Annotated in this window: 13 protein-coding genes; 8 read left to right on the forward strand and 5 right to left on the reverse strand. The window is 40.4% G+C overall.

What is annotated here, in order from left to right:
• Position 1: 1 nt before the first annotated feature.
• Genes ccoG through GSQ84_RS04400 form a run of 3 tightly spaced genes read left to right on the forward strand, consistent with a single transcriptional unit; the run spans position 2 to position 2,519 of the window.
• Entirely contained in the window at positions 2 to 1,399 is a 1,398-nt protein-coding gene (gene ccoG / locus GSQ84_RS04390) for a cytochrome c oxidase accessory protein CcoG (RefSeq protein WP_158796026.1), read from the forward strand.
• Between the two features lie 3 nt (positions 1,400 to 1,402).
• Positions 1,403 to 1,825: a FixH family protein gene (locus GSQ84_RS04395; RefSeq protein ID WP_158796027.1), complete on the forward strand. Its 423-nt coding sequence runs from the start codon at positions 1,403 to 1,405 to the stop codon at positions 1,823 to 1,825.
• Between the two features lie 10 nt (positions 1,826 to 1,835).
• Positions 1,836 to 2,519 (forward strand): sulfite exporter TauE/SafE family protein, encoded by a 684-nt coding sequence (locus GSQ84_RS04400; protein WP_158796028.1) that lies wholly within the window; start codon positions 1,836 to 1,838, stop codon positions 2,517 to 2,519.
• A gap of 12 nt (positions 2,520 to 2,531) precedes the next feature.
• On the opposite strand, the gene hemN is transcribed toward GSQ84_RS04400, so the two are convergent.
• The 5 genes from hemN to GSQ84_RS04425 all read right to left on the reverse strand — a co-directional run bounded on the left by hemN (position 2,532) and on the right by GSQ84_RS04425 (position 7,033).
• Positions 2,532 to 3,896, reverse strand: a complete 1,365-nt coding sequence (gene hemN, locus GSQ84_RS04405) for an oxygen-independent coproporphyrinogen III oxidase (RefSeq protein WP_158796029.1) — start codon at positions 3,894 to 3,896, stop codon at positions 2,532 to 2,534.
• Positions 3,889 to 4,344 carry a lactate dehydrogenase gene (locus GSQ84_RS04410; protein ID WP_158796030.1) on the reverse strand — a complete coding sequence of 152 codons (456 nt, stop codon included), beginning with the start codon at positions 4,342 to 4,344 and terminating at the stop codon, positions 3,889 to 3,891. The genes hemN and GSQ84_RS04410 overlap by 8 nt, the downstream gene beginning before the upstream one ends.
• 80 nt (positions 4,345 to 4,424) lie before the next feature.
• Positions 4,425 to 5,483 (reverse strand): response regulator, encoded by a 1,059-nt coding sequence (locus GSQ84_RS04415; protein WP_158796031.1) that lies wholly within the window; start codon positions 5,481 to 5,483, stop codon positions 4,425 to 4,427.
• Positions 5,484 to 5,486: 3 nt separating this feature from the next.
• Entirely contained in the window at positions 5,487 to 6,671 is a 1,185-nt protein-coding gene (locus GSQ84_RS04420) for a PAS domain-containing sensor histidine kinase (RefSeq protein ID WP_158796032.1), read from the reverse strand.
• A 23-nt stretch (positions 6,672 to 6,694) separates the two neighbouring features.
• The gene (locus GSQ84_RS04425) at positions 6,695 to 7,033 is read right to left on the reverse strand and encodes a hypothetical protein (RefSeq protein ID WP_158796033.1); all 339 of its coding nucleotides are present in this window, start codon (positions 7,031 to 7,033) and stop codon (positions 6,695 to 6,697) included.
• 164 nt (positions 7,034 to 7,197) lie between these two features.
• Between GSQ84_RS04425 and GSQ84_RS04430 the strand changes: the two genes are divergently transcribed.
• The 5 genes from GSQ84_RS04430 to GSQ84_RS04450 all read left to right on the forward strand — a co-directional run bounded on the left by GSQ84_RS04430 (position 7,198) and on the right by GSQ84_RS04450 (position 11,383).
• Positions 7,198 to 9,006, forward strand: coding sequence for a hypothetical protein (locus tag GSQ84_RS04430; protein ID WP_158796034.1), 1,809 nt, complete (start codon positions 7,198 to 7,200; stop codon positions 9,004 to 9,006).
• Positions 9,007 to 9,270: 264 nt separating this feature from the next.
• Entirely contained in the window at positions 9,271 to 9,819 is a 549-nt protein-coding gene (locus GSQ84_RS04435) for a hypothetical protein (RefSeq protein WP_158796035.1), read from the forward strand.
• Positions 9,820 to 9,840: 21 nt separating this feature from the next.
• Complete coding sequence (locus tag GSQ84_RS04440; RefSeq protein WP_158796036.1) at positions 9,841 to 10,365, forward strand: hypothetical protein; 525 nt, start codon at positions 9,841 to 9,843, stop codon at positions 10,363 to 10,365.
• A gap of 21 nt (positions 10,366 to 10,386) precedes the next feature.
• Positions 10,387 to 10,905 carry a hypothetical protein gene (locus GSQ84_RS04445; protein WP_158796037.1) on the forward strand — a complete coding sequence of 173 codons (519 nt, stop codon included), beginning with the start codon at positions 10,387 to 10,389 and terminating at the stop codon, positions 10,903 to 10,905.
• Positions 10,906 to 11,068: 163 nt separating this feature from the next.
• Positions 11,069 to 11,383: an ORF6N domain-containing protein gene (locus GSQ84_RS04450; protein ID WP_158796038.1), complete on the forward strand. Its 315-nt coding sequence runs from the start codon at positions 11,069 to 11,071 to the stop codon at positions 11,381 to 11,383.
• The last annotated feature ends 227 nt before the right edge of the window (positions 11,384 to 11,610 follow it).

The following is an 11,610-nucleotide window of genomic DNA, read 5'->3' on the forward strand; positions in this document are numbered from 1 at the left end:
CATGTCACAGGAACCCTTATATTTCAGAAGCCAGGTAAGTACGCTGACGGATGACGGAAAAAAAAGAAAATGGCTTTACCCTTCAGTAGTAAAAGGGACCTTATACCGTAACCGTTCTATCGTTAGTTATTTCTTTCTGACGCTGTTATTTGCTGCTCCCTTTCTTAAATTGAATGGGGAGCAACTGATATTACTGAATGTACTGGAACGTAAATTTGTGTTTTTCGGGGTGATCTTCTGGCCACAGGATTTCTATCTGTTTGTACTGGCCCTTCTTACTTTCATTGTCTTCGTGGTCTTATTTACCGTCGTATTTGGAAGAGTATTCTGCGGATGGGTATGTCCCCAAACTATTTTCCTGGAAATGGTTTTCAGAAAAATCGAGCACTGGATAGAAGGCGATCCTGTTAAACAAAAAAAGCTGGATGCAGCACCATTGAGTATGGAAAAATTCTGGAAGAAAACTGCCAAACATGGCTTGTTCCTTCTGGTCTCTTTCCTGATTGCCAATATCTTTCTCTCCTACCTGATTGGCAGCACAATGCTGATAAAAATCATTACTGAACCTGTTGCCCTTCACTTATCAGGATTTATTTCCATCTGTGTGTTTACGATAGTTTTCTACCTGGTATTTTCCAGAATGAGAGAACTGGTTTGTACAGTAGCCTGCCCTTATGGAAGGCTCCAGGGCGTTTTGCTAGACAATCAGAGTATAGTTGTAGCCTATGATTACCTGCGTGGCGAACCACGGGGAAAAAGAGTAAAAAACGAAGCGCAATCCATTGGCGACTGTATAGACTGCAAATTATGTGTTCAGGTTTGCCCTACAGGAATTGATATCCGTAACGGCACACAAATGGAATGTGTAAACTGTACAGCCTGTATTGACGCCTGTGATATGGTGATGGAGAAAATCAACCGCCCCGCCAGACTGATCGGGTTTAAATCAGAAGACGAAATTTCGGCCGGCAAATCCTTTACCCTCAGCAAACGGATCTATGGTTACGCAATAATCCTGCTTCTGCTGATGTGTACACTGGGATACTTATTGATCAGCCGCTCTGCCGTAGAAACCACCATCCTCAGGGCTGGCGGAACTTTATATCAATTGCGCAATGAAGACCATACCGTAAGTAATTTATACAATACTGAACTGATCAATAAAACTACCCATCCTATTCAATTTGAAATTGTACCGGATGACAAAAATGCAAAGATCCAGTTTATTCAAAAAGAAAACAGTGTCAATGTGGGCAGCAGCGTTAAAATTACCTTCTTCGTCATTCTTCCGCAGCGGTCTATTCAGAAATACAAAACAGACATTAGCTTCAAACTGATCTCAAAAGGTAAAGAAATAGATCATTTTGAAACCACATTTATTGCACCACCTAATGATTAAGATATGAACTGGGGAACAAAAATAGTCATCGGACTGGCCATATTTATGATTTCAATCGTAGCCCTCGGCATCATCATGACCAGCGGAAAAAAAGACGCACTGGTAGAGAACGACTACTATGAAAAGGGTATCAATTACGATAAGGATTACAACCGGGAAGAGCAGATGAAACACGACCATGCCCAACCAGAACTCCTAGTCAGCAAAGATAAAATCACCATCACCTTTAAAGATGAAGCAACAGGGACAGCAAAGCTGATCCGCATGGCGGATAAAAACCTGGACAGGAAACTCACTTTCAGTAGTGATGCCGGCAATCAGGTGGTTATTCCTTCAGCGGCTTTACAAAAAGGCTCCTGGAAGCTGAGCATCGAATGGATAAGTAAAGAAAAAAGTTACTTATACGAACAGGAAATCACGATATAATCCTCACACCATGAGTTATCAGAACCTTGCTTTTATGATCGGATTACTGGGCAGCGTACATTGTGTAGGGATGTGCGGCCCGCTGGCATTTGCCGTACCTTCCCATCATCCCGGATTTGGATATGCCATACTAAACAAACTGATCTACCAGGCAGGAAGGATTATCTCTTACTGCCTGCTGGGTGTTTTAATTGGCTTACTGGGCAGACAGATCTGGCTGGCCGGCATACAGCAGGGGGTAAGTATCCTTAGCGGGATACTGATCCTGATAGCGGCTTCTTCAAGATTATTTAAAATTTCTATCGGCAACTCCAGCTCAATACTGCTCAAACCCTTTAACAAACTATTTGGCTATGCTTTAAAACACAAAGCTAATCACCTGATCATTGGGCTCATCAACGGGTTTCTTCCCTGCGGTTTTGTTTACCTGGCCATGGCGGGTGCACTAAACACAGGCAGTGTAAGTTCGGCTGTAAGTTATATGTTTTGGTTTGGGCTGGGCACAGCACCCCTTATGTTTATTGCAGGGATCAGCGTTAGTCTGAGCAGTACCCTCTTTAGAAAAAAGATCAACCGCGTTATCCCCTATTTTATGCTTTGTCTGGGTATCTGGTTCATTTTCCGCGGACTGGAATTGAACATTCCTTATTTAAGTCCTGCTAAGGCCGGTGCTTCAGTGACGGAATGCAGGTAAATGAATTAACATTTACCCTGCCATACTAAACAATTGTGTTTGCGGCTGATTGGCCCAAAGCCTTGCATCCAGTGCCATACAGATATTGCGCAGGAATCTTTTCCCTAACACAGTTACTTTCAAATGTGAACCATTGATGGTCACCAGGCCATCATCGGCAATCAATAACATTCTTTCCATTCCTTCAAAAAAAGATGGATGCTGCTCTTCTGGTAATGCCCAGCTGGTTTCTCCTTTACACATGATATTCAGGATGTGTTTCCTGATCACCAGGTCTTCTTCAGTCAGGATATGACCTTTAAAAACCGGTATTTCCCCCGCATTGGCCAACGCAATGTAGTCCTCTACCTTTTTAACGTTCTGTGCAAAAGCTGTCCAGCTGTCGCTGATAGAAGACACGCCCAATCCAATCATTAAGCGGCTGTACTGATGGGTATATCCCATAAAATTACGGTGTAACCTACCCTCTTTTTCTGCGGTGTATAAACTATCTGAGGTAAGGGTAAAGTGGTCCATGCCTATTTCTGTGTAACCTCCTTCTTTCAGCATCTCCCTGCCCAGTTCATACAATTCTTGCTTTAAGGCTGCCGAAGGAAGATCAAGCTCAGTATACCTGCGCTGCCCCGGTTTTACCCATGGCACATGCGCATAACTGTAAAAGGCAATGCGATCAGGGCGTAAAGCCAGCACTGACTGTATCGTATCAGTCAAACCTGCTATGCTTTGCAGAGGCAGGCCATAGATGAGGTCGTAGTTAACAGAATTGTAACCTATCACACGTGCTTCTTCTGTAATCAGGGCAACCTCTGCTTCGCTTTGTATCCTATTGATGACTAATTGTACCTTAGGATCAAAATCCTGTATACCCAGGCTAATACGCTTAAAACCCAAGCGGTATAAAGTTACAAGATGATCTACAGTTGTATTTGCGGGATGGGCCTCAAAGCTAAATTCAGCTTCCGGGTGGATAACTGCTAAGGACAGTATCCCATTGATCAGCAGGCCGAGGTTTTCCGCACTAAAAAATGTCGGCGTACCACCACCCAAATGCAGTTCCCTGATCACAGGTTTTGTACCGAAGAGTTTAAGATAGGTTTCCCACTCCCGGAGCACAGCGCTAATGTAAGGTTCCTCTACTTTATGGTTACGGGTAATCCTTGTATTGCAGCCGCAATAGGTACATAAGCTTTCACAAAAAGGAAGATGAATGTATAAACTGATTCCATCTTCGGTATTGCTATGATTAAACGAATCTCGCACTGCTTTTTTCCATTTTTCCTGATCAAATTTCTCATTTACCCAGTAAGGGACAGTTGGATAACTGGTATACCTGGGGGCAGCAACGTGATATTTGGTAACCAGTTCTTCGTTATTCATGATCAGGAATTTTAGGGAAGATCTGGTCACAGGATCTGGAACATACACAAGCATCACCTAAACAGCGTTTCTGCTGCCATTTATCCAGGTTAAGTATGGTCTCACGGGCCAGGGCCAGCGGCATTCCATCATCTGAAATGGCCACCAGTGAAATTGCCGGAACGTTTGCAATCTTGATATTGCGTTTAGCGGCGGCTTCCTGGTCAATATGCTGGGTAACCGTAGACCTTGTTGCGATATATTTAACCCCAAGATCTGCCAGGCTGTCGATTACCGCAGCAGAAACCTGATCATCTGTAAAGACAATCACAGCTTCTTTGCCTTCGGCATAACTCACCGTTTCCGCGCTTAGCGAATTGGATATTAAGGTAATATCGTGTTTTTTATGATTGGCTATTGCCAGTGGCTCTTTTTCAAAAGACTTTATACTGTAAGCTACTACTCTCATTCAAAATTGATTTATGAGTAAAATTAACAGGATAATGCCCCTTAGAGAATGAGTTCAGTCAGCCATAAATATGATACTGATCAGTTTTTCATTTGCTGCAGTTTCAAATAGTCAAGAATACCTATCTGGCTGCCTTTTCTTTCAATGATCCCTTCATCTTTAAAATCGCTTAAAATACGGCTTACTGTTTCTGTAGCCATTCCGGCCATCGCAGCAAGGTTATCTCTGGATATCCTTAGATTTACCTGTCCGTGCTGTTTTTCCAGTTTAGAGAGGCGGATGAGCACCTCCGAGAGGCGTTTACGCACTGAATGATAGGCCAGTTGCAGCAGCTGTTCTTCCTTCTCCAGCAAATTGTTGGAAAGCAAGTGGATAAACTGTCTCGCTATATCGGGATATTTGTTTAGTAATTCCTCCAGCACCTCTTTAGGCAACTGGCATACCGTTGTATCTTCCAGTGCTTCTGCCGTTTCCATATAAGGGGCATTCAACAAAAGGGCAGGAATACCAAAATACTCTTCAGGTCCGTACATACCGGTTAGGAGTTCCCTGCCATCCTCGCTCAATTTTATAGTTTTTACTTTTCCACTGATCACCAGGTAAATTCCCGATACCGTATCACCTTCATAGTAAATTACCTGTTTCTTTTTAATGGTTCGCACCTTACGGTCCTGCATCATTTTATCCAGTTCCTTCATTCCCGAATTTCCGGCAACAAGGCTGCTCAGCTGAGCCATAGATTTACTGTAAAACGATTCCTGTTTTTCCTTTTTATGCAACCTGCTTTCTATTGCACTCAGCAGTTCTACATCATCAAAAGGTTTTACAAGATAATCATCTGCGCCCATCTCCATTCCTTTTCTCATATCCATCCTTTCTGCCTTGGCAGTCAGGAAAATAAAAGGCGTAGCAGAAGTCTGCGGATTTTTATTCAGCAGGTACAGTACACCGTAACCATCCAGCTCCGGCATCATAATATCGCAGAGGATTAAGTCGGGCAGCTCTGTGTTCGCTAATTCTACCCCTGTTTTGCCGTTATCGGCCTGAAAAACTTCATAACTGGCCAGCTCCAGTATTTCCGCTGTGCTTTCCCTGATATCGTCATTATCTTCAATAATCAGTATGCGCTGTTTCTTCATGTGTTATTTATTAAAAGAAAGAATAAATGTAGTGCCCTGGTTAATCTGGCTTTCAAACTGTACTTCACCATTCATCAGGCCGGCATAACGCAGCACAATATTCAGGCCTAAGCCCGTACCCGGTATACTTCCGGTATTATGCGCCCTGAAAAAGGGCTGGAACAAATGTTTCTGATCAGTGTCTGGGATTCCGATACCATTGTCCCTTATCGTTACGATACACTGACGGTCATTGATCTCCGTGTTAAATTCTATAAACGTGTTCTCTCCCGAATATTTAATGGCATTATTGATCAGATTGATCATACAATTCTTCAGCAGGTTCTGATCCAGCTGCACCACACTTTCCAGTCCGGTATGCTGATAAATAATATGCTGGTCCTGCTTGGCTATCATCTGCATTTCTTCAGTGATCTCTTCAGCCAGTTTAACCAGGTCGAAGGAATGAAATGCAGGCTCTACCTTTCCCGCTTCCAGTCTTTCCAGAGACAGGAAATCATTCAGGATAGTAGTGAGGTTGCCAACCGCATTTTTTATTTTATGGACGTGCTTACTGATATTTGTATTTTCATAAGGTAGTGCGTACTTCTCGATCAGGGAAGAGGAAAGCTGTATGGAACTGAGGGGTGTACGAAACTCATGGGATGCCATCGATACAAAGCGGCTTTTCATCTGGTTCAGTTCTTTTTCCTTCTCCAGGGATAAACTCACTTCCTCTTTAGCTTCCCTTAAAGCTACCACGGTTTTTTTAAGGGATTTGGTCCGCTCTTCTACCAGGCTCTCCAGCTCAGCAGCATATTCCTGCAGCCGTTCTTCAGCTTCCTTTTCTTTGGAAAGATCGTGGATAAAACCGGTATAAATCTTCCGGTTTTCATACTGCACTTCACTTACAGCCAGGCGGAAAGGAAAGGTAGAGCCATCTTTTCTCAGGCCCTTTACTTCCCTGCCAATGCCAATAATGTGTTTTTCATGTGTTTGCTTATAATTTTCCAGATAGCCGTCATGCGCCGTTTTATCCGGTTCCGGCATCAGCATAGAGATGTTCTTTCCCAGTATTTCATCCAGGTCATAACCAAACAACTTCAGTGCCGCAGGATTAAGGCTTTCTATTTTACCTCTTTGATCAATGGTAATAATACCGTCAATCGCCGTTTCAATAATCGCCTCCAGTAACATTGCATTTTCCATTCTCGCCTTTTTCACAAATATAGCTAAATGCCAGCTACTGTGATGATCAGTATTAAGGAATGAATGAATAAACTTAATCCAAAAAGAAAAATAGTAACCCTTGTGTTTGCACCGCTCATATTTGCTACGATATTAGAAAAGAATAAAACCATACTTACTGCCAGGCAGGGAACCACATATCCGCCCAATGAATAAACAATCATAAAGGTGAGTGGCACCAATAAGGTAGAGTGTAAAATAATAGAAACTAAAAACCAACCCAGTCGGTTTTCTGTCTGGCCGTCAGCAAAAGTTAAATATTTAGTCCATAAAGAGTTTGACTGATTACTTGCTGAGCCTTTTGATAATGTTAAAGTTGCCATGATATGTTGCTTTTAATACCACAAATATCTGTGTCGTATCATCGCTTCGCTATGATTTACATCATGTTGTGAGCCGATATAGATCATTAAAAAAAATGACCGGCATCATATTTTCAGCTGTAATTTCTCTGCTATTTTGCTAACCTACAGATCAAAGAAACCGTATGCAACACACCTTCCACATTCCCGTTTTAGGATTAGCTTATTCCATAGATACCCCTCTAAAAGTGGCCAGATATGGTATTTCTTCCGTGCTCTCCATTGTAGATGACGAACTCACCGAACGCATGAGAAAGTTCCATTGCGAGGCAAATCACTTCGCCTATTCCCCAATCGCTAAAGAAGCAGAAGACAGCAGAGCGAAAAGGATCACAGCCTATCTTAACCTGCTTCATGTTTTAGTGAACGAACAATTTACACAGCTCAAGCAGGAAAGTTTTGCTGCAGGAAACGATATCCACAATTATTTTGAACTGCTTCCTGAAAATTCAAAGTTAAAAGCAATATATCACCATATGCTTGGGCTCGAAGAAGGTGAAGAAAAAGAAGGCCTGCAAAAGGAATTGCGCTGGCAGATGAAACCGGGAGATATCGATGTGAACATCATGACTAAAGTAGACAAAGCAAATTATAACACTGCCGGAGAAAACCTGGGTAACGATTTCACCGATGCACTGGCTGCCATGAGAGGATTTGCCAACAGTTCCCTGCATTCTGCCGTAGTAATCTCTGCAGGACTCAACCCCAGGCTGTATACCTATATGGAAACCTGCGAATCCTTCTATCCCAATACAGCAGGGCTGATTACCAAAAAGATCATCCTTAAAGTGAGTGACTTCAGATCTGCTTTGATACAAGCAAAAATGCTGGCCAAAAAAGGACTTTGGGTAGATGAGTTCAGGGTAGAATCAGGTTTAAACTGTGGCGGCCATGCCTTCGCTACTGAAGGTTTGCTGCTGGGTCCCATCCTTGAAGAATTTAAGCAAAAAAGGAATGAACTCATGGAAGAGTTATTTCATATTTACCGCCATGCATTGGAGACAAAAGGTATCCTGCTCAATGCAAGACCTGTTTTAAAGATCACCGCACAGGGAGGAATTGGCACTGCTGAAGAACATAATTTCCTGATCAACTATTACGCACTTGATGCCGCCGGCTGGGGAAGTCCGTTTTTACTGGTACCGGAAGTGACCAACGTAGACAGCGATACCCTGCATGCACTTGAAAATGCGACAACAGATGATTTTTATGTAAGTAATTCTTCCCCTTTGGGCGTACTCTTTAATAATTTCAAAAAGAGCAGTATGGAAACGCAGCGTTTGCAGCGTATTGAAAAAGGCCGTCCGGGAAGTCCCTGCATCAAAAAATTCCTGTCTACCAATACTGAATTTACGGAATTGCCTATTTGTACCGCTTCGCGGGAGTACCAGCACTTGAAGATCAAGGAACTGCGTAAGATGGAACTCGAGCCCGCAGCTTTCCAGGAAAAATTTGATGCTATCACAGAGAAGATCTGTTTATGCGAAGGGCTTTGCGCCTCGGCATACATCAAGAATGACATGATCAAACCCAGGGAAAGTAAAGCGGTAAGTATTTGCCCCGGCCCTAACCTCAGTTATTTTTCATCAACCTATTCGCTGAAAGAAATGGTGAGCCATATCTATGGAAGGGAAATCATTCCTTTTAAGATCAGCCGCCCAAATTTGTTCATCAATGAGCTAAACCTATATGTAGATTACCTGAAGAAAGACCTGGCCGCACAGCTGCATGATCTGAATGCAAAAAAGACAAAATACTTCGAGAAATTTACTGCTCAATTATATACTGGTATCAATTATTACAGAGACCTGATTCCTGAGCTGAAACTGAATACCAGCAATGCCGTTCAGGATTTACAGGAGCAATTACGTAATGCAGAGGAAAAACTGCAATTGATCACCAAAGATCTGAACCGGTCTATTGTACAGGCCTAATTATCGGGTTCAATACGTATAAAAACAAGGGGTCGCATTTTGCGACCCCTTTGAAATAAGAACGTGAGGGCCATTTTCTGATTCTTTTTGCAGGATTCATATCCTTTAGCTAAAAAACTCCCTACTATAAAATTGAGGTATCACAAAATGTGATACCTCAATTTTATAGTACAACAAGATGTTTCTTCTAACGCTTTACTTTAAAAAGCACATAACAACTAATAATAAGGATATTATTAATTATATTCAACAAATAAAATATTTATGGAAGAATATGGAAATAATCGAATGAAAACACTTTTTGGGATATTAATAGGAATTCTAAGCTTATTTTCTGTTAAAGGACAACAAATATATCAGAGTAAGGTAGTTAAAGTACACCTACCAAATTCAGCGGTAAAGACTAGCATATCAGAAGATACAATCACTACCGGAACTGAAGAATCTAAAATTGCTGCCATAGCAATAGCGAACAGAAAAAACTATTACAAAATAAATAGAATTACACTCGGTTTTTGGGATTTGAGTATAACTGAAGTTTCCAGAAAATCACTTGAACGGAAAAAGTTAGAACTTGTAGGTTTGTTAAAAATGGGAAGTGCTACTAACATTATGGCTTTTATTAAAACTTTTAATCATATGCAATTTATAATTATAAATTATGATGAAAATGATTCTCAATTTTATAGATTTTATTCAGAATACCACAATGATCAAAATATTGCAGGTTATATCCAGTTTAAGCCAGAAGATATAAACAAGGCAACTGATTTACTAACCCAGTTTTTAAATAGCATGGAATTTAAAAGTTAAACGACTTGATTTAGCAATAAAATGAAAGCATTTTTTGGAATATTCATAACCATTTTATTTTGCTCCTCTGTTAATGGACAGCAAGTATATCAAAGCAGGATCCTTACCTTAAAGTTACCTAGCTCCGCGGTAAAAATCAGTCTGTCAGAAAAAACTCCAGATATTGGAACAGAACAATATAAAGTAGCTGCAGCAAAATTAGCTAAGAAAAAAAATTATTACAACATAAATGGAATGATTCTTGGGTTCTGGGATCAAAGCATTACTGGAATTTCTACACAACCATTAGAACAGAAAAAAGAAGAGCTTATCGGAATGAACAGGAGAAGAAATGCTACGAATGTTTCCGGAGTAATTAAAACATCCAATCATATTCAATTTATCATTTTAAGGTATGACCAAAATGATTTTAGTTTCTATAAATTTATCTCAGAAAATCATAATAATCAAAATATTTTAGGTTTTATACAGTTTAGACCAGCAGATAAAAACAGGGCAACTGATTTACTTACACAGGTTTTAAATAGTATAGAATTTAAAAATTAACCTCTTAAGACTGATCATAAAATGAAAACAATCTTTGGAATATTCATAACGGCATTATGTTGTTTCTCTGTTAAAGGTCAACAAGCTAATCTCAGTAATACTGTTACGCTAATTCTGCCGAGTGGTGCAGTAAAAATTATGCCGCGAATACGGACAAATGGAACAGAAGAATATAGATCGAGTGCCAAAGCGATGGCGAAAAGAAAAAATTATTACAACATAAATGGAATGACACTTGGGTTCTGGGATTTAGGCATTGTTGACTCTTCGGTTAAAACATTGGAGCAGAAAAAGGAAGAAGCCATCGCAATAGCTAAGATTGGAGGTTTTATCAATGCGAACGCAATCATTCAAACTTTCAATCACATTCAATTTATAATTCTAAGTTATCATCAAAACGAATGGAGTTTTTATAGATTCAGTTCAGAATACCACAATGATAAAATGATCAATGGAATTATCCAGTTTAAACCAGAAGACAAAAACAGGGCAGCTGATTTGCTAAGCCGGTTTTTAAATAGCATGGAATTTAAAAATTAAAATAAGCCATTTACCAAATGATTCGTTTTTGAGGATAGGCAGAAGGGAACATAGATTGGTTTCCTGATAATTTTACGATCCAGTTAAATGAATATGAATCGGAAAACATATTTTTCTTTATATTCACTACCTATTTAACCTGTAATTGAAATAAATTTGTAACATGGAAGAAACACATGTTACAATTACACCAGATGAGCTATTGATGCGGAAAATCTATCTGATCCGGGACCAAAAAGTAATGCTGGACAGAGATCTGGCAGAACTTTATGAAGTAAAGGCAAAACGTCTAAGGGAACAGGTAAAACGCAATAAAGAAAGGTTTCCAGACAATTTTATGATCCAGTTAACTGAAGAGGAGGTTCAAAACATGGTATCGCAAAATGCGATACCTTCGAAACAAGCACTTGGAGGTACATTACCCTACGCATTTACTGATTTATGTAAAGCTTTACATAATTCTGTTTATGTAAGCTAAAAGATTATGTAAAGTACTGCCTGGATACAGCGATAAGTTATTGATTTTTAGCTTAGTTTACCAGGAATACTTTACATAATTCTTGTGTTATTTCACTTAAGCCCTTTTAACCATTCCAGTAGTTCTGCATTTTTCAACCATGCAGCATCTTCAGCTGATTTCTGGTTAACATCCACGTATGCCCTTTCTAGTGCTTCACGCTTCATTCTTGAGTCAGCCCGGGCGTA

This window comes from Pedobacter sp. L105, assembly GCF_009765875.1.
GTDB lineage: Bacteria > Bacteroidota > Bacteroidia > Sphingobacteriales > Sphingobacteriaceae > Pedobacter.

Excerpts from the sequence above, each read along its gene's own strand:
- GSQ84_RS04420 (WP_158796032.1), bottom strand. The coding sequence starts at position 6,671 with ATGGAAAATGCAATGTTACTGGAGGCGATTATTGAAACGGCGATTGAC.
- GSQ84_RS04430 (WP_158796034.1), top strand. The coding sequence starts at position 7,198 with ATGCAACACACCTTCCACATTCCCGTTTTAGGATTAGCTTATTCCATA.
- ccoG (WP_158796026.1), top strand. The coding sequence starts at position 2 with ATGTCACAGGAACCCTTATATTTCAGAAGCCAGGTAAGTACGCTGACG.
- hemN (WP_158796029.1), bottom strand. The coding sequence starts at position 3,896 with ATGAATAACGAAGAACTGGTTACCAAATATCACGTTGCTGCCCCCAGG.
- GSQ84_RS04415 (WP_158796031.1), bottom strand. The coding sequence starts at position 5,483 with ATGAAGAAACAGCGCATACTGATTATTGAAGATAATGACGATATCAGG.
- GSQ84_RS04435 (WP_158796035.1), top strand. The coding sequence starts at position 9,271 with ATGGAAGAATATGGAAATAATCGAATGAAAACACTTTTTGGGATATTA.
- GSQ84_RS04440 (WP_158796036.1), top strand. The coding sequence starts at position 9,841 with ATGAAAGCATTTTTTGGAATATTCATAACCATTTTATTTTGCTCCTCT.
- GSQ84_RS04450 (WP_158796038.1), top strand. The coding sequence starts at position 11,069 with ATGGAAGAAACACATGTTACAATTACACCAGATGAGCTATTGATGCGG.
- GSQ84_RS04400 (WP_158796028.1), top strand. The coding sequence starts at position 1,836 with ATGAGTTATCAGAACCTTGCTTTTATGATCGGATTACTGGGCAGCGTA.
- GSQ84_RS04395 (WP_158796027.1), top strand. The coding sequence starts at position 1,403 with ATGAACTGGGGAACAAAAATAGTCATCGGACTGGCCATATTTATGATT.
- GSQ84_RS04445 (WP_158796037.1), top strand. The coding sequence starts at position 10,387 with ATGAAAACAATCTTTGGAATATTCATAACGGCATTATGTTGTTTCTCT.
- GSQ84_RS04425 (WP_158796033.1), bottom strand. The coding sequence starts at position 7,033 with ATGGCAACTTTAACATTATCAAAAGGCTCAGCAAGTAATCAGTCAAAC.
- GSQ84_RS04410 (WP_158796030.1), bottom strand. The coding sequence starts at position 4,344 with ATGAGAGTAGTAGCTTACAGTATAAAGTCTTTTGAAAAAGAGCCACTG.